Source organism: Chitinophaga dinghuensis (genome assembly GCF_003259435.1).
Taxonomy (GTDB): Bacteria; Bacteroidota; Bacteroidia; order Chitinophagales; family Chitinophagaceae; genus Chitinophaga; species Chitinophaga dinghuensis.
Genome location: NZ_QLMA01000003.1, coordinates 708,792 through 725,309, shown reverse-complemented (window position 1 = coordinate 725,309; position 16,518 = coordinate 708,792). Strand labels below are relative to the sequence as shown.

Annotated in this window: 16 protein-coding genes; 9 read left to right on the top strand and 7 right to left on the bottom strand. The window is 43.6% G+C overall.

Features of this window, described 5'->3' with window-relative positions:
• Positions 1-106 precede the first annotated feature (106 nt).
• Positions 107-910, bottom strand: coding sequence for a DUF5995 family protein (locus tag CLV59_RS12085; RefSeq protein ID WP_111592285.1), 804 nt, complete (start codon positions 908-910; stop codon positions 107-109).
• A gap of 183 nt (positions 911-1,093) precedes the next feature.
• Here CLV59_RS12085 and CLV59_RS28765 point away from each other — a divergent pair, with 183 nt between their 5' ends.
• The 6 genes from CLV59_RS28765 to CLV59_RS12055 all read left to right on the top strand — a co-directional run bounded on the left by CLV59_RS28765 (position 1,094) and on the right by CLV59_RS12055 (position 5,294).
• Positions 1,094-1,279 carry a class I lanthipeptide gene (locus CLV59_RS28765; protein ID WP_146616174.1) on the top strand — a complete coding sequence of 62 codons (186 nt, stop codon included), beginning with the start codon at positions 1,094-1,096 and terminating at the stop codon, positions 1,277-1,279.
• A gap of 283 nt (positions 1,280-1,562) precedes the next feature.
• On the top strand, positions 1,563-2,024 hold the full coding sequence (locus CLV59_RS12075; RefSeq protein WP_111592283.1) for a hypothetical protein: 462 nt from the start codon (positions 1,563-1,565) through the stop codon (positions 2,022-2,024).
• A gap of 245 nt (positions 2,025-2,269) precedes the next feature.
• Positions 2,270-2,839: a Crp/Fnr family transcriptional regulator gene (locus tag CLV59_RS12070; RefSeq protein ID WP_111592282.1), complete on the top strand. Its 570-nt coding sequence runs from the start codon at positions 2,270-2,272 to the stop codon at positions 2,837-2,839.
• Between the two features lie 67 nt (positions 2,840-2,906).
• Positions 2,907-3,863 (top strand): amidohydrolase family protein, encoded by a 957-nt coding sequence (locus CLV59_RS12065; RefSeq protein ID WP_111592281.1) that lies wholly within the window; start codon positions 2,907-2,909, stop codon positions 3,861-3,863.
• A gap of 57 nt (positions 3,864-3,920) precedes the next feature.
• On the top strand, positions 3,921-4,307 hold the full coding sequence (locus tag CLV59_RS12060) for a VOC family protein (RefSeq protein WP_111592280.1): 387 nt from the start codon (positions 3,921-3,923) through the stop codon (positions 4,305-4,307).
• A 141-nt stretch (positions 4,308-4,448) separates the two neighbouring features.
• Positions 4,449-5,294 (top strand): ester cyclase, encoded by an 846-nt coding sequence (locus CLV59_RS12055; protein WP_111592279.1) that lies wholly within the window; start codon positions 4,449-4,451, stop codon positions 5,292-5,294.
• Positions 5,295-5,355: 61 nt separating this feature from the next.
• On the opposite strand, the gene CLV59_RS12050 is transcribed toward CLV59_RS12055, so the two are convergent.
• The 3 genes from CLV59_RS12050 to CLV59_RS12040 are packed head-to-tail and all read right to left on the bottom strand — an operon-like array spanning position 5,356 to position 8,942.
• A complete protein-coding gene (locus tag CLV59_RS12050; protein ID WP_111592278.1) occupies positions 5,356-6,525 on the bottom strand; it encodes an ABC transporter permease in 1,170 nt (389 codons plus the stop codon).
• 6 nt (positions 6,526-6,531) lie between these two features.
• Positions 6,532-7,488 (bottom strand): HlyD family secretion protein, encoded by a 957-nt coding sequence (locus CLV59_RS12045; protein ID WP_111592277.1) that lies wholly within the window; start codon positions 7,486-7,488, stop codon positions 6,532-6,534.
• Positions 7,489-7,532: 44 nt separating this feature from the next.
• On the bottom strand, positions 7,533-8,942 hold the full coding sequence (locus CLV59_RS12040; protein ID WP_111592276.1) for a TolC family protein: 1,410 nt from the start codon (positions 8,940-8,942) through the stop codon (positions 7,533-7,535).
• 368 nt (positions 8,943-9,310) lie between these two features.
• On the opposite strand from CLV59_RS12040, the gene CLV59_RS12035 reads away from it, so the two are divergent.
• The 3 genes from CLV59_RS12035 (at position 9,311) to CLV59_RS12025 (ending at position 11,183) form a co-directional block, all read left to right on the top strand.
• Positions 9,311-9,757, top strand: coding sequence for an ATP-binding protein (locus tag CLV59_RS12035; RefSeq protein WP_111592275.1), 447 nt, complete (start codon positions 9,311-9,313; stop codon positions 9,755-9,757).
• Positions 9,747-10,511, top strand: a complete 765-nt coding sequence (locus CLV59_RS12030) for a tRNA(His) guanylyltransferase Thg1 family protein (RefSeq protein ID WP_111592274.1) — start codon at positions 9,747-9,749, stop codon at positions 10,509-10,511. Before CLV59_RS12035 ends, CLV59_RS12030 begins: the two co-directional genes overlap by 11 nt.
• A 63-nt stretch (positions 10,512-10,574) precedes the next feature.
• On the top strand, positions 10,575-11,183 hold the full coding sequence (locus tag CLV59_RS12025; RefSeq protein WP_111592273.1) for a hypothetical protein: 609 nt from the start codon (positions 10,575-10,577) through the stop codon (positions 11,181-11,183).
• Positions 11,184-11,230: 47 nt separating this feature from the next.
• Here the strand turns inward: CLV59_RS12025 and CLV59_RS12020 are convergent, their stop codons facing one another.
• The 3 genes from CLV59_RS12020 to CLV59_RS12010 all read right to left on the bottom strand — a co-directional run bounded on the left by CLV59_RS12020 (position 11,231) and on the right by CLV59_RS12010 (position 16,432).
• Positions 11,231-13,297, bottom strand: coding sequence for a M48 family metalloprotease (locus CLV59_RS12020; protein WP_111592272.1), 2,067 nt, complete (start codon positions 13,295-13,297; stop codon positions 11,231-11,233).
• A gap of 30 nt (positions 13,298-13,327) precedes the next feature.
• Entirely contained in the window at positions 13,328-15,385 is a 2,058-nt protein-coding gene (locus tag CLV59_RS12015; RefSeq protein ID WP_111592271.1) for a M48 family metallopeptidase, read from the bottom strand.
• Between the two features lie 63 nt (positions 15,386-15,448).
• Positions 15,449-16,432, bottom strand: coding sequence for a formylglycine-generating enzyme family protein (locus CLV59_RS12010; RefSeq protein WP_111592270.1), 984 nt, complete (start codon positions 16,430-16,432; stop codon positions 15,449-15,451).
• Between the last annotated feature and the right edge of the window lie 86 nt (positions 16,433-16,518).

The window sequence follows — 16,518 nt, the reverse complement described above, 5'->3', positions numbered from 1 at the left end:
CACACAGTATATCGAAATTATTTAACAACCATCTATCAATGGAATACAAAAAAAGGCTGTATCTACGCTGTAGAGGCAACCCTTTCCTTTCTATGAGTATTATAATTTAAAGTTTGAACCCTTTCAAGTCCTTCTTGTAAGGCTTTTTAAAGTCATTCAACACATCGATAATATAACTTACCTTCTTACATTCGAACACGTGTATTAACCAGACGCCTATCCTCAGAAACCCGCTGTTTTTAATCAAGCTTCCTCCAAGTTCTGCTATTTCACTATCGCGCTTGACAATAAACGCATCATATGCATTATCTTTCAGTAGCGCCAGTTCCTCCGCAAAACACCAGGAACCATCCCTGGCATTACCAAGACTGAATTGCACCAACATTGAATTTGATTTGGTACCTCTGAAACCAAGGATAGACATAAAGGGAGACAGCAGGTTCAGCTGACTGATAACGCCATATGTAAGGGAAGACAGAATCAGGTTAATATTATTATAATCCGTTCTCAGGTTGTCCAGATTGCCGTCAGACACCTCACATGCAGCGATTCCTAAGTCGAGGTTGATATGGGCATTCATACCCAATAAGAGGTGTTGTAATATCAGATAGGAACGCTTCTTCGTAGCATTGAAGCAAACTTCCCAGGAACTGGTGACCGCTTTCCCTTGCTGCCACTGATCAAATGCATGGAAATATCGGTTTGCAAATTGTATATCCAATCTGGTAATACTTTTTCCATCTCCAAACTGCCCAGCTGCTATTCCCTCTTTTACTTTCAAGGTTACCTTATAATACAGGGCAGCGAAATAACCGCTACGGTCATTATTCTTAATGGCGTTACTGATGATCTCTTCCAGCTTTGCCAGTACTTCATCCAAAGTACTTGCTATTATTGGGGTTGACGACATATGTATTTGTTTTTGGGGAATGGTATCATGGCAGTCGCTCTGAAACCGCTTATCAATAAATATAATAATTTGGTGGGAATAAAACCAGCCGGAGCATCTAAAACTCGATGCAACCAGCATATTTACTGTAGCTATTATGCAGGGGCAACTGTTAACTTCATTTCGAACCTTAAATTTCACACTATGAAAAAGAAAAAACTCCACCTGGAGAAGAAATTAGTTTTTGACAAAACAGTGGTTGCCTCACTCGTACAGCAGCCTGAGCAAATTATCGGAGGCGCAGCCTACAATTCCATGGCTAACACCTTATGCAACACAATCAACTATACAGTGTGCAACACTGTATGTCAAAACCATGCTTGTGCATAGTTTCAGCTGATTGAAAAAGGGTTGTTCTATATAGAGCAACCCTTTTTGAAAACCCATTCCTTTCTCCCCTCTTACCTTGGTTTGTTATAAATTCCTCCACTTTAAGCGCAGCAAATAAGCAGGTGAATGTATAGAAAGACAAAAATCTTTCTACAAAAAAATACCGTATTAAATAATATTATTTATTTTTAACATTTGAAAAACCGACAGGAATGGAATCAAGGCTGCAAAGCGTTTTGGCACCCTTCTTGCAAACCGAGCGAAAATCAAACCACTTATATTTATGAAAAGAGGCCTAAAAGCTGTCACAGTTGTTGCTATTATTTTATTCACCGCGATGGGTGCTGTAGCTCAAAAAATTGACAAAGATGCAATTGCCACGTTAAAAAGAAAAAAGGAAATCTTAAATGAGCAAACTAAATTAAACGACCTGGAATTAAAAGCCGCCTATGAAGCGCTGAGCCAGCAAGAGTTGATTGCAGATGCAGAAAAACTAAACGAAGAAGCTGACAAAGCAATGAAAACGGCCAAACAGCATGCATCAGATCTGCATGATGGCGAAATTGGCGATGAGAAACTGGCTAAGAAAGCCACCCAGGCGGCAAAGGATGCCAGTAAATCAACTGAGAAAGCCCATAAGCAGGCAGAGAAAATTGCTAAATCAAAAAAGTACCTGGAACGCCTGAATGATGATATCCGTAAGCAGCGTATCCTGGTAGATGAGTTGATCAAGGAGAACGCTTAAAGCATACCTGGTTCAATATATCAGAAATACAGTTGCAAGAGGTCACAAATGAGAAATCATTTTGTGACCTCTTATTTTTTAAAAGCTTTGCGAGTACATCACGTCTTATATTTATCCGGAATTTTCAAGGTCCAATCGTAAATTTCAACTTAGTGGACCTCCATTATTTAAATTGAAATCCATTTCCCTGCCTCATTTTTAGTATTGTCTACTTTTATCTATTATTGCTACCACATTCCATCTACATGTACCAACAACTGATCAAATTCATCACCGACAGAGTTCAACTAAATGAAGCGGACCTACAACAGGTACTCAGCCACTTTAAGCCATTGGATGCAAAAAAGAATGAATTGGTAGGAAGAACAGGAGACCTCTCCCGGCGAATGTTTTTCGTCAATAAAGGATGTTTAAGGGTATATTTCATTAAACCTGACGGCAGAGAAGCTACCAGGCGGTTTGCTTTTGAGAATACCTTCTCTACTTCCCTTGCCTCTTTTATTGGTGGTACTTTACTTAAAGAAGATACGCAGGCGGTTGAACAGTCGGAGTTGTTATATATTAGTCGGGAAGACTTTTATGCGCTATTGAATACCATTCCTGCATGGGAAAAATTCTATCGTGGTTTTCTCGAGCATGCCTACATCATAAATACCACCAGACTGGAAGATTTCATTACACTCAATCCCCGAGAGCGCTACCAGCTACTCCTGGAAGAAAACCCGGAGATGGTACTTCGTTTATCCAACAAGTTAGTAGCCAACTATCTCAATATTACACAGGAGGCCCTCAGCAGAATTAAATCCGGGTCATGATTTTTTGATCAGGATCAATATTATAAAAAATGGATAGCTGGAGATTTGTATTTCAAATCAAACAGCTATGCGCATAATTACATTAGAAGAGCATGTTGCTTTTCCAGAATTCGCTCCTGAAATACAGCAGTGGCCTCTTCCACAAGCGGCATTAGAAAAACTCGTCGATATCAGCGATGCCCGCTTAAAATCCATGGACGACAACGGTATTGACATGCAGGTATTATCTGTTGTTGGCAGTGGTGCTGAAAGTTTGCCACCTCAGCAAGCGCTTTCATTTGCTACCAGATACAATGACCTTCTTGCTGCACGCATTTCTCCCTATCCTGCCCGATTCCAGGCATTTGCTCACTTGCCCATGTCGTCCCCTCAGGCGGCCGCCGATGAACTGGAAAGAGCCAAAGAGGCCCATCATTTTTGTGGAGCGCTGATAAATGGTCTAACCAATGGAAAATTTCTGGATCATCCTACATTCAGCCCCCTTCTGGAAAAGGCAGAACAATTACAAATGCCGTTGTATCTCCACCCGGGCTTATTACCGGAATTGGTAACCGAGGCTTATTACCACGACTTACCAGATTCATTAAGAATTATGCTCGCATGTGGCGGCTGGGGATGGCATGCTCAAACAGCGCTCCAAGTATTGCGATTGATCGTCTCCGGAACACTGGATCGATTCCCTCGATTAAAAATTATTATTGGGCATATGGGAGAAATGCTTCCCATGATGATGTCGCGGCTAGATGAAAAGTTTAAGGTTACCAGCACAGGATATCATCAGCGTACAGTCAGTCAGACCCTGCGCGATCAGGTGTATCTTACTACTAGTGGCATTTTCTCCTTGCCTCCCCTCCTGGCTGCTCTGGGCACATTTGGCATCGATAATGTTATGTTTTCTGTGGATTACCCTTTCAGCGCCAATGAATCCGGAATAGAGCTACTTAATAATATTCCATTATCAACGGAAGAGATATCGAAAATTGCTGGTGGGAACGCGGCCAGATTGCTGGGACTGAACGGGTGAGGTCCACTCCGCTACGATTCTACCCTCATTGTTGTAAATTACGTAAAACTCACTGCCATGCTTGGAATTAACTCTGCGTTCAGCAGCTTTTCCGTTGATGACCTGACTAAAGCGAAAGCATTCTATCAGGATCTGCTGGGAGTTCAAACGGATGAATCTCCTGCTCCGATGTCGGTACTTACATTGAATATTCCCGGAGGGCAAAAGGTAATCATCTATCCTAAACCGAATCATCAACCAGCTACATTTACAGTACTCAACTTTCAGGTAGAGGATGTAGATAAAGCAGTAGACAGCCTGATAGATAAAGGTATTACGTTTGAACAATATACCGGCGATATTCAAACCGATGCAAAAGGAATTATGCGGGGCAACGGTCCTACCATTGCATGGTTCAAAGACCCCGCAGGAAATATCCTCTCCGTGATTGGTCCATATGTATAATAGAAAAGGTCGGCGCTGTATAACAGAACCGGCCTTTTTCCTATTTCTCCTTTTTTGCGAAGCATCGTTAACCCGAAAATCAATGATTTTTTACAATTCCACGCCCCCCAGAGCAGGTAGCTTTGTGAAAAATAAAAGCAAATGAAAACTTCCTTTTACACTATTTGCCTACTGCTCGCAATATCACTGCCAGCCTTGACCACCAACGCACAAACTACTCAAAAAACTAAAAATAAGGAGCATACTATGACCACTCAGAAAAACAAAGAAGTACTTGCAAAACTTTATGACCTGGCGCTAAATAAAAATGATATGACATTGCTGCCAGAATTGATATCCGCAGATTATCCAGGCTTACTGGGCGACAAAGGTCCTGCTGCCTTCGCAAAGCCAATTACGGGACTAATAAATGCTTTTCCCGGCATTCAGTGGACCATTGAAGAGATGATTGGGGAAGGAAATAAAATCGCTGTAAGATGGAAATTACAAGGCACACAAGTGGCCCCGTTCAATGGTTTCGCCGCCATAGGAAAAACCGTCACCAATGAAGGAATGGCTATTTATGAATTTAAAGATGGTAAAATCATCGGCGCCCATGTACTCACAGATCGCCTTGGATTCTTACAGCAGCTGGAAGCCTTACCACAAGACATCACCCAGCTATCCGGTAACAAAGAACATGTGTACTTTATTGATAAATTCTATATCCCGTCAGCCGGCAAAAAAGAATTCACCGACCGAACAAACATCAATCGGGAAATGATCAAAAAACTTCCTGGATTTATCAAAGACGCCGCCTACGCATATACAGATCAGGAAGGCAACCTGCTATTCATTACGGTAGCTGAATGGGCAAGTATGGAAGCCTTAAAAAAGGCCAAAGAAACAGTACAGGCTGAATATAAGAAACAAGGATTTGATGCGGCCGAAATGCTTAAAAGACTCAATATAACTGTAGACAGAGGAGTTTATACAACCGCTAATTAATACCACCGATCAATAAAGAGGGCGCCACTGTAAGCGGCGCCCTCTTTATTGATCGGTATTGCTATTTCGTAGTGGCAGATTTGAATATCAGCCGCAGTTTTATTTTCAACGCTACCCATCCCAGTACGCCATACACCAGGATCAATATTCCCAGGTGACGTATATACGGATACGTTAGTACCACATCTCCTTTTTGAATCAACAGTATTTTAAACGCTTGCAAAAACGGCGTTAATGGAATAATATTGGCCATAAACTGCACAAATGCCGGCATGGCATTCAGCGGCCAGGTGAAACCGCTGATGATAAATGCAGGAGAGGCGATCACCATTAATATTTGTGTGGCTTTCAAGGCATCAGGAATCAGTATGCTGACAAACACCCCCATAAAGGAGGCGGAGCCTACAAAGAACGCCGTCAGCCAGATAAAGCTCAAAATACCTTCTGGCAAAGGAACCCTGAAGAGAACATGCATCAGATAGTAAACAGAAACGATCAGGATAGAGAAGAACCAAATAGGAATCACTTTAATCAACATAATAGGAAATGCCCATCTGCGCATATTCCGGTATTCTTCGACAAATGAGCCCCGTTGAAATTCCGCGGCAAAACTCACCGCCATCGCCAGCAGGATTACCTGTTGCAAAACCACTGCCAGCATAGCCGGCCACATAAATATGAGATAGTTACCGGTGGTATTGAAGAGGGTAATATAATTCGTTTTAAACGGTTCATATTGCGTGGCAGCCCTCACCGCCGGCATACCCATTTTCTGCAGACCTTTGATAGACACACCTGCGGAGAAGGTACCAATAGTCAGCTGTAATGCTTTGGAGGCAAAATTGGCAGTGAGCACATTCCCTGTATTGATGTAGGCATTTACTTCCGGGTATTTCTTCTGGAGTATATCCGCTTCAAACCGGGAAGGGATAATCACTACTGCTGCAGCCTCTTTCCGAATTATCTCATTTTCAATACTGGGAGGTTCCTGTAGGTATTTCTGTACCTTGATACTCTTGTTATCCTCCAGCATTTCCACCAGCTGCCCGGATAGCGGAGTGTTGTCTTTATCCACCACAATTACCGGTATATTCTCCACCTTTCCGCTTTTGTACACAAAACCCAATAAAGTGGCGTAAAATACAGGAGCCAGGAAGAATACCGTACGCAGGGTGGAATTGCCGATAAACAGCCTGAACTCACGTTTTAACAATCGGATAAATTCTTTCATGCGCGATTATTTCAGTATAACACTTGCATTTACCAGTATATCCTGGGTTTTGCTCATATCTTTCGGTTGTACTTTGATTTCATACACGGCATCCTGCAATTGATAATCCGGATACGCAGTGGTGATATCGGCATAACGAGTCAGTTGTTTGATAGATACAATGGTACCGCTCACCTGCTCTTTATTGTACACTACCTGTAGCTGTACGTCTTCTCCTTTCCTGAACCGGGATATTTTGCTTTCAGGAACGGTGAAACGGAAATAGGTACTTCCAGGAATATATCCATTGAACAAGGCAAATCCGGCGGTGGCCAGTTCGCCCTGACGGAGACTGATTGTTTCTATTTCCATATCATTAGTAGCAATTACGTAGCGCTCTGAGTAGGCTACATTTGCTTCCTGCAAAGCGCCTTTTGCCTGAGATGCTTGTCCTGCTGCCATTTCCACCTTTTCGATGCGGGTGCCTTTCTTCACATCATCCAGTTCTGCTACGACTGCATCAAACTGTGCTTTAGCCCCTTTATATTTCGCATATACTTCATCGTATGCCTGCGGCGCCATGAGGCTGTCGTTAAACATATTGGTAGCTCTGTTATAGGATTTCAAGGCAAAATCATACTGTTCTTTCAATCCATTATATTTTGCCTGTAACTGTTTCATCTGATCGGGGGTAGCGCCGTTTTTAGCCATCTGCTCCTGTGCAGTAGCGGCATTCACGGCTCCCTGTGCCTGGGCTATCTTTGCGGATACCTCGGGTACATCCAGCTGAGCGAGGGTATCTCCTTTCTTCACGGTTTGCCCTTCCGTCACATAGATCTTCAGTATTCTGCCGGTCACTTTCGGCGCAAAGGAGATGACATCCTTTTTAGCCTTCCCTTCGAATTTATCGGCTTCCCGCTGGCGGGAGCTACAACCCGTTAGTATCAGTATGCTGATAAAAAGTATGCAGATAGATATTCTCATTTCTTATCGATTATATGTAATAACTTTTTTTGAATCGGGAAGCATTAATACAGCTTAGTGATATCCAGTTCCTGTGTGGATCTCATCATTTCAATGGCTGCCCGGCGCTGATTGAAGATGGCATTCTGATAATCCAGCTCGGCTGCTTCGAGGTCATTTTCTGCTTCTATCAGCTGGGTGGATTTCGTCATGCCATAGCGGAATTCTTTTTCTGCCGTTACCAGCGCATCGCCGGCCATCTCTTTCTGCTTTCTTTTCAAAGCTATCTGGGAATTGGCGATTTCGTAGTTGGATTTGTTATTTGCCTGATTCAACGTGAGTTTACGTCTGGCATCATATTTCTGATTCTCCAGTAACTCGCGGTCAATCCGGGCTGTTTCAATGGCATGCTTGCCTTCCCTGCCATCGAATATTTCCCATTTGAAACCAACGCCTCCCAGGAAAATGGGGAATACATTCAGGTTGGTAGGCCGCCAGTCTAACTTACGCCCTGGATAACCAATGGCGGGGATGGGAGGAATGATATTGTCAGACGACTTTATCCTCGTTCCATAAAGTCCCAGATAATAACCGGAAGCCATTAACTGCACTTTCGGAATCCACCAGGTTTGTTCCGCTTTTATTTTGTAACCGGATGCGTTAATACCGTAATCCAGTGCCCGTATTTCTGCACGGTCTTCAATTGATTTATGAGGCGCTTCCGGCACCACTGCCACAAGTACCGGCTGAATCAGTTCCAGTCGGTCTTTGCTGATGCCCGTCAATACTTCCAGTTGTGTCAACAGTAAATCCTTTTTACCTTCATACTCGGCGATTTTAGCGTCCAGCGTAGCTTGCGCCAATTCTATCTTCTTATGATCGTAAGGAGTTATCAGGCCGTAACCTAATGCCTTATCAGCTGTTTTACGGTTAGCTTCCAGCCGGCGTTTTCCTTCATCCAATACCTTTTTTGACTGATGCACCAAGGCCAGCTGATCATAAGCGCGGGAAATCATGGCCACTACTTCATCCGAAGATTTCTCCAACAATACCGTTTCGGATTTCTTTTTCTCCCCTATCGCTTTACGCAGGTATTGTACCTTTCCGCCAGAATACAACAGCATTTTGGCATCTGCCTTCGCCAATCCGGAAAATCCCGACACGTTGATATTATTGTTGTATTTACCTTCCGGAATATTAAGGAATGGTTGCAGATTCAACTCCGGCGAAATAATATGGGCAGTCGCATTCATATAACCAGCCATGCCACTCACTTCCAGGGTTGGCAGGTATACATCTTTCAACTTGTGCTCATCCAACTCCGTCAGTTTATTTTTGGTAAGTTGAGTTCTGAGGTCTGCATCCCGCACCATAGCACTGTCCAGCAGCTCTTTAAAACCAGGCGCCGATTGGGCATTACTGCTGTAGTGATAAAAAAGGAGTGACAAGAGCAGGAAAGACAGCTTACTTTTCATTGACAGATAGCATTTAATAAATCCAGAGATATATGTACAGTTGCGAGTAATTCTGATTTAACGTCAGAATGAAGGATATGGTTTTAATAATACATATCTATTCGCCAATTGGGTATTATTTCTTTTTCGCATGACATGCTTATTTTATGGCCAACAATATTGTTAGTTATCGTACCTAACGATGAGGTTAATGACAATCTTACTTGATTCTTGCGGTGGTTAGCACCTGCCGCTTCCCGGCAAATATAAGCGATTTTATCAATCTGCCTCATCCGGTGGCATTATGGATATAAGGAAGCTACGGAATATTTGTTGTATCTCCTGATTTTTATTAATATCGGTAAAAATAAATCTGCCAACCACGAGTAATGGAAGCTATCATATTTTGCGGTATTCAGGCAACCGGCAAATCCAGTTTTTATCAGCGACATTTTTTTGCTACGCATGTTCGCATCTCGCTAGACCTGCTTAATACCAGGCATCGGGAAGATGTGTTCCTGGAGGCATGCCTGCGCACCTCTCAGAAATTCGTTATTGATAATACCAATACCACAGTCGCTGACAGAGCCAAGTACATCGCCCTGGCCCAACAATACAACTACCAAATCAAGTGCTACTACTTTCAGTCGAACCTGGAAGAAGCCCTTGCCCGCAATAACAACAGAACCGGTAAGGCACTGATTCCGGAAGCAGGCGTACGAGGCGCCTATAAACGCTTGCAAATCCCCTCCCCAGCGGAAGGATTCCATGAAATGTATTATGTTTCTATAAATGAAAACAACTTTGAGATAAAACCCTGGCAGCATGAAATTTGACGACCTAGATAAGAAAATGCGGGTATTTGAAACCCATGACGACAAATACATTCTCCCTGAAATGTATATAGTGGCCAGAATTGATGGCCGCAATTTCACCAAACTGACCAAAGAAAAGCATGATTTCGAAAAGCCTTTCGATCTGCGTTTCCATGACTATATGGTGGAAACGGTCCGCCACCTGATGACTTGCGGATTCAATATCGTATACGGCTATACGCAAAGCGATGAGATATCCCTGTTATTCCATTTACAGGAAAATGCTTTCAGCAGGAAAGAAAGGAAGTATAATTCCATTCTGGCCGCAGAAGCCAGTGCCCGCTTTTCCACACAGCTGGGAGATATCGGTACATTCGATTGTCGAATATGCCAACTTCCTAATAGCTCGCTGGTATCCGATTATTTCAGATGGAGACATGAAGACGCACATCGCAATTCCCTGAGTGCACACTGCTATTGGCTACTACGAGGTCTCGGTCATACGGCCGTTGAAGCAACGGAACGTATTAACAAACTATCCTCCTCAGATAAGAATGAACTACTCTTCGCACACGGTATCAATTTTAATGACCTACCCACCTGGCAGAAAAGAGGTTCCGGAATATATTGGAAAGAAGTAACTACAGAAGGATACAATCCTGTTAAAAAAGAAGCCGTACAAGTGCAAAGAAGAGTATTATTTGTAGACAGAGAACTCCCTATGGGACTGGCTTACAATGAATTCATTCAGCAGTTCACCCCAACGGTAAGCTGAGGTCCAGGACTAAATCCTAACTTCATAGGCTATATGAAATCCCGTATAAAATTCATCTGACATATGTTTAAATCACCCAACTCTCCCAATCGATTCCTTGTTATCTATTCCTGCATTACTACAGTAGGCCTGGCCATGATGCTGATGGCATTTAAAAATGTAAAGGAATCCTTTGATGAAATTTCTGTAAAACGTATCAACATCGTAGACGAAAAAGGAAACAACAGAATTGTTATTTCCAATGAGGAACGCACCCCTCCCCCAATGGTAGGAGGTAAAACCTTTAAACGCAGGTTTAATCCAGCCGGCTTTATCTTCTATGATGAAAGTGGAAATGAATGCGGCGGACTCGCCATGGCTAAATCAGAGGGCTCCGGATTCCGCGTAATGGCATTCGACTACGATAACAACGATGCTATTGGTATCATCACTCAGGAAGACCTGGCAGGTAAGAATTTCAGTGCTGGTTTAATGGTGAATGATAAAAAACCTGGCGCTCCTGTAGGAAGCGGAGTTAACAGAATCAACTTGAATACCACTAATGGCGTAGCTGGGCTGCAAATCAATGGCCCGGATGGTAAAGTCAGATTGCGAGTGATGGTAGATAGTCTTGGTACCCCTTATATGGAAACAGTAGATGCCAACGGAAAAATAGTGAAGAAAGTAATTTAGTTTATACAAAGAAGGCTGATAAAAATATCAGCCTTCTTTATTTTATCCTATTGTTGAAGTGCAGTAATCTCTTGGAGGTAATGTTGTCTGCGCAGCTCTTTCATCTCTCTCATACACTCCAGGTATCTCACGGCGTTCTCATATACCGGTATCAGCTCTTTCAGGTTATACCCCCCACCATCCATAAAGGTATATTTTTGCTCCTCCCATTTTCTCACCACCATCACAAACTCATGCGAAGATGTTAATACATCCTGCTGTGCCGCAATAAATGCATGAACGGAGGAAAGCATATCCGTCTGTAGTTTACAGAACTCTTTCACCAGTGACGGCAACCTTGAAGAATGAATACCATCGCCCGATTGCAATACGAGGAAGTACGCGATAAAAGTATCCGGAGCTTTTCTGTTTTGCAACAGAAACAATTCCGCTTCATGCGCCCTTGAATGAATAATAGCCAGCCTGCCAATCCTGGCAGGACCTCCGGCAGCCGCCTGATGCAAATGAAAACTGAGCGCCTTCTGATCCAGCTCCAATTGCCATTTCATTTCTTTGGCAAATTCCTCCATTAATGTGTCACAGAGCTGTTCTGCATCCTTGGGCTGGTATAACTTGCCGTTATATTTGAATCCGGCCGACTCTAAAGCACCGTCTCTGATTGCCCGCAAAGAGTGAATTTCCTCTCCCAATAAGACCCTGTTGTTTACCCGCAGAATATTCTCTTCACTATAAATTTTCTCCAATGAATCATATTCCGTATCCATCGGAATTCTGGCAGAAGCTTTGTTGAACATCCTCACATTGTAATATCTTTTGAATACTACCGGCAGCTCCTCAGGGGCCCTTTCTAATAGCAGTTGCTGTGAAATAGCCTCCGTCGCGATCAATGGCTCCTCCGGCCGACAGGGATATTTTTCCCTGTAAAAACAACGTGTCATTTTCTCTTGCAACATAACGGGGGCCTCGAATAATATCCATGGACTACGTTTATCCTCCACCCCAAAGTTATCTGCAGCCGCCGCTCTCGACACTCGTTCTTCCATCGTTGGATGCGTGGCCCATACATCTTGCAACTGAAGCCTTTTCTCCAACACAGCGCCAGCATCTGCTATTACCGGCAAGCCGGCTTCCAATGACAGCCCTAACTGTTGCGCTTCTGATTCTGCTAACAAAGTCTGTATGACAAACATATTCTGTAGCTGTCGGCCTTGCTGGTGTAATTTTTCGATTTGCTTTGTCAGGGTAGGCGTTACCATACTTGCAAAGGTTAGTCGGCGAAGCGCATGGATTAAATTCCTGGAACCCGCCAGGGATAAGGATACCAAGTCGGCCTGGTATTCCATTTCCAAAGAAAGCCGGCTATATCGCTTATTGATAATCCGGTAAACCGGGATTAACAGCATCTCCATCAAGCGCCAGCCCTTTTCGCGAAGGAGTTGAAAGAACGCATCTATATTACTATGCGTACTGGTTTTAACGGGCATTTTGAGTCTGTACTCATACAGCATAACGTACAGTACTTTATTCAGTATACCAACATATCCTCCAATGCGCATACTACGCTGAGTAAAATGCCCCATTTCGTGCGCAATAACAGCTTTAAACTCGCCCAGATTGAGACTGTTAACAAGGCCAAGACCAATATGTAAATCTTTCGCGTTGCGGAATAAGGGAGACAAATATCCGCCGGAATATCTCACTGCTGCATTCATCTCCGGATTCAGAAAAATCTTTGCGGGAGCTGGCACGCCTGCATCTGCCGCCAATTGGCGAATAAAGGCGTATAACTGCGGATGTTCATCTTCCGTTATTATCATCCCGGTGGGGGGCGTTCTCCTGCATATTTTAGCAATCAGAAAATAAAGCATTAGGCCCGCTAAAGCGGCCAACCCCAATAACAATGTAAGTAGAATCCCCTGACCACTGCTTTTGGGTAAGGCCACATCACTGATGATGTGGCAATACCAGGCAATAGCAATTAATATCAACAGGAAAGGCAGTAGCAACGATAACAAGATACTTATCACCGACTTGCGAAAAGCCTTTCTCAGCGCAGGATTTGTAGTTCTAGTATTTCCAGGAATAGTTGGATTAGGTGGATAAAAAGTCGTCATAAAAACCAAACAGCCACTGTACTAATTAAATTATTGTAATGCCGCAATATCATTCAGGTATTGTTTGCGGCGCTGCATTCTAACTTGTTGCATCATTTCCAGATAATCAATACAATGGTTTAAAACTGGCTCCAGCTCATACATAGCCAGATCATTGCCAACTTTAAAGGTGTATTTTTTATCCAGCCACTCATTCGCAGATTTGCTGAAATCCGGGTATGCGGCGAGTATATCCTGTTGCTTTTCCAGAAACTGGCGCAGGTCCGACAGGATCTCTCCCTGCAGGGCACTCAGTTTGATTGCCAGGACAAGTCCCGCATCCGGTGTAATTTCCTCATAAGTCCTGATAGCGGCGATCAAAGTGATGACAGTACTCACACGGTCGATGCTACTGAATACGGACTGTTCTGTTTCACAAGCCACTTTATACTTTTGTTGCACAGACGCAACGTCTCCTGTACGGGCTGCCTGTTGCAGATGGAAATTGTAAGCCTGTTGATCCATGCTTTCCAGCCATTTGAGTTCATCTCTTGCCTGGATCACCATGGAAGAATATAGTTTGCCTGCATCATCCGTCGTATATACCTCATCGTTATACCTGAAATTGGAAATATCCAGTTTGCCTTCTCTGATCGCAGCGATGTATTCCATCTCTTCCAGGAGCAGTTCCCTATTTCTTATCCGTTCAATATGGGCCTCCTGGTATACTTTCTCAAAAGAGTTAAACTGTTCGTTCAGCGGGGTTTCAGTATTAATCTTAGTAAATCCGCGACCATCATAGTATCCTTTAAAGATAGCAGGAGCAGCGGGCTCCGTTTCCATTTCCTTATAAAAATCATCCACTGTTGCAATGGTATATTTTTCTAAATCCGGATAGGTTTCCACGTAATACAAACGGGTCATCAGCTCTTGCAAGGATTCAACATTATCAAAGAGTATCCATGGACTGCGGGTATCTATAGAACCGCTGATAGCAGCCGTATTGGCTTTAGCTTCCCTGTCCTGGTTGGATGGATGCGTACTCCAGAGGTCCCGGAATACCAGCCTTTTTGCGGGCGTATTGTTACTGCCATTAATTACCGGCAATCCGTTTTCTACAGAGATCCCTTCTTTACCTGCTTCTTCCAGTAACAGCCTGGATTGGAGCGTATACATATTTTGTACCTGTCTGCCTCTGCGGATAATACTTCCCATTTGGCGGTTCATACTCTCCGTCACTTTACCGCTGAAGGTGATACGGCGCAGGGTATGAATAAGGTTTTGAGAACCGTTTAGGGAGATGGCCACTGCATCGGCATGAAACTCCATCTCTTTGGATAGTTTGCTGTATTGTCCATTCACCAGTTTAAAGATGGCTTTCAGAATCCCCTGCATGGCAGATAAGAGTCCTGCCAATATGAGGGTAAAGATGCCTAATAGTCCACCAGGCTCATTTTTAAGCATTCTGTTCACCCCATTATCGAAAAGAATACTGTACAGCATTTTGTTAGACAGGTATACATAACTGCCTACCCGCATGCTTTGCTGAGAGAAGTGACCGAATTCGTGTGCCATGGCAGACTTGAACTCTCCCAGATTCAGGGAGTTCACCAGGCCCATACCTATGAACAGGTCTTTCCTCGCGGGAAATACTAACGATAATAAATTGCCTTCATACGATACCGCCGCATTTACATCTGTGGTCAGATAAATACGTTTAGGACTAGGCGCGCCGGCATCCTGGGTTACCTGATGGATAAACTCAAACAAACGGGGATGTTCTTCTGCCGTCACTTCTATCCCTGGCTTCTCCCTCGTCTTGAAAAAAGTACCGAGGAACTGGTATAAGAAGACCAGACTCAATACACCAGCCCATACCATTCCAAAGGCAATAAGCAGGGTTAGCTTGCTGAACCAGGCCATTACCAGATGGATAGCCGCCCAAAAACAAGCGACGTTTAATAACAAACAAGCCACTGTGAGTAATACAAAAACGACGATAAACAATATAATCGTCAGGATAGAGCGGGTTACAGCCTTACGGAATCCAGCACTCACCTGTGTTAATGATGGCGGTACATTTACCGGGCCTGGCGGATAAAAGTTCATAGGTATAGGGATTTAGGATAACTATCAGGGGTAAATATATATAACTATAATAAAAATATGATGTTATAATCTTATAATCCTTCTAAGAAAGGTGTAGTTTCCCGTGATTTCTTCTTTATATTCCATATCGGGTTCGAAGATATAAGGCTCCCTGTAATACGTGGAAACAGGCAGGTATCCTAGTTCCATAGGTGCGCCACCACAGATATTACAACCACTGTCTCCGGCCTTTAGGAACCACTCGCTGTCCATCATCACCTCAAGTTTGTAAGGATCATTGGCAATGGTTAGGCCAAAATGGTTAGGAAGGTCCAGGAAGAAGGGGGTATTCTTGTCATGTTCTGCTGAAAAATGATGATTTTTTTCACCAGTGAGGAATTTGTTCCCCCATGGATAAACAGTACGGGAGCCTCCTCCACAGAGATATTCCCATTCGTCTTCTGTGGGTAGCCGGAAACCGGATGCGGTAATTTCCTCCACCAGTTCCTGATGGGAAGCAGGGAAATAGAGCCAGGCAGAGATTTCATCTCCTCTCTTTCGTACTTCATACCTTCCCGCGATATTATAACTATAGTTTTCCCGCTGTGTTTCGCGGACTTCCTTCAGCACCTTGGCATAGCTTTCTTCGGAGGTGAGGCGTTCATCATCCAGGGGTACTTCAAAGTAGCCCTTGTTGGCAGCCTCCCGTTCCACGATCATAGGGCTGATGGTTACCTGTCGAACCGGCGAAAAACGTTCCTGGATATAGCTCTTTATATCCGTATCCTCCCATTCGTTTGGCGCGATGAGGTCCTTCCAGTGTTGGAACGGTAAGGTGGACGGATCGAATCCCAGGGTAACCGTGTCTCCCGGAACAAATACAAACTCTGCCCCTTCAAAATCCAGAATAGCAGTGTAGTTGCTTTGATCAAAACGTTCAAAACGCTGAAAGCTTTTAACAGTAAATCCCGGCAGCCTTTCTTTAACCAGCTGTTCCAGCTGCAGCCGAGCCGCGTCTTCCGGTAATTTCATCCATTCCTGCCGATGTAAAAAAGTGGGTTGTTCCATATGGTATTCAGCATTTTAGTGCCCCAAAAATCTCTAATAAAATTCTAATAAAAAACTTAATGATTCCTAACTGCCCCAAATGTTAA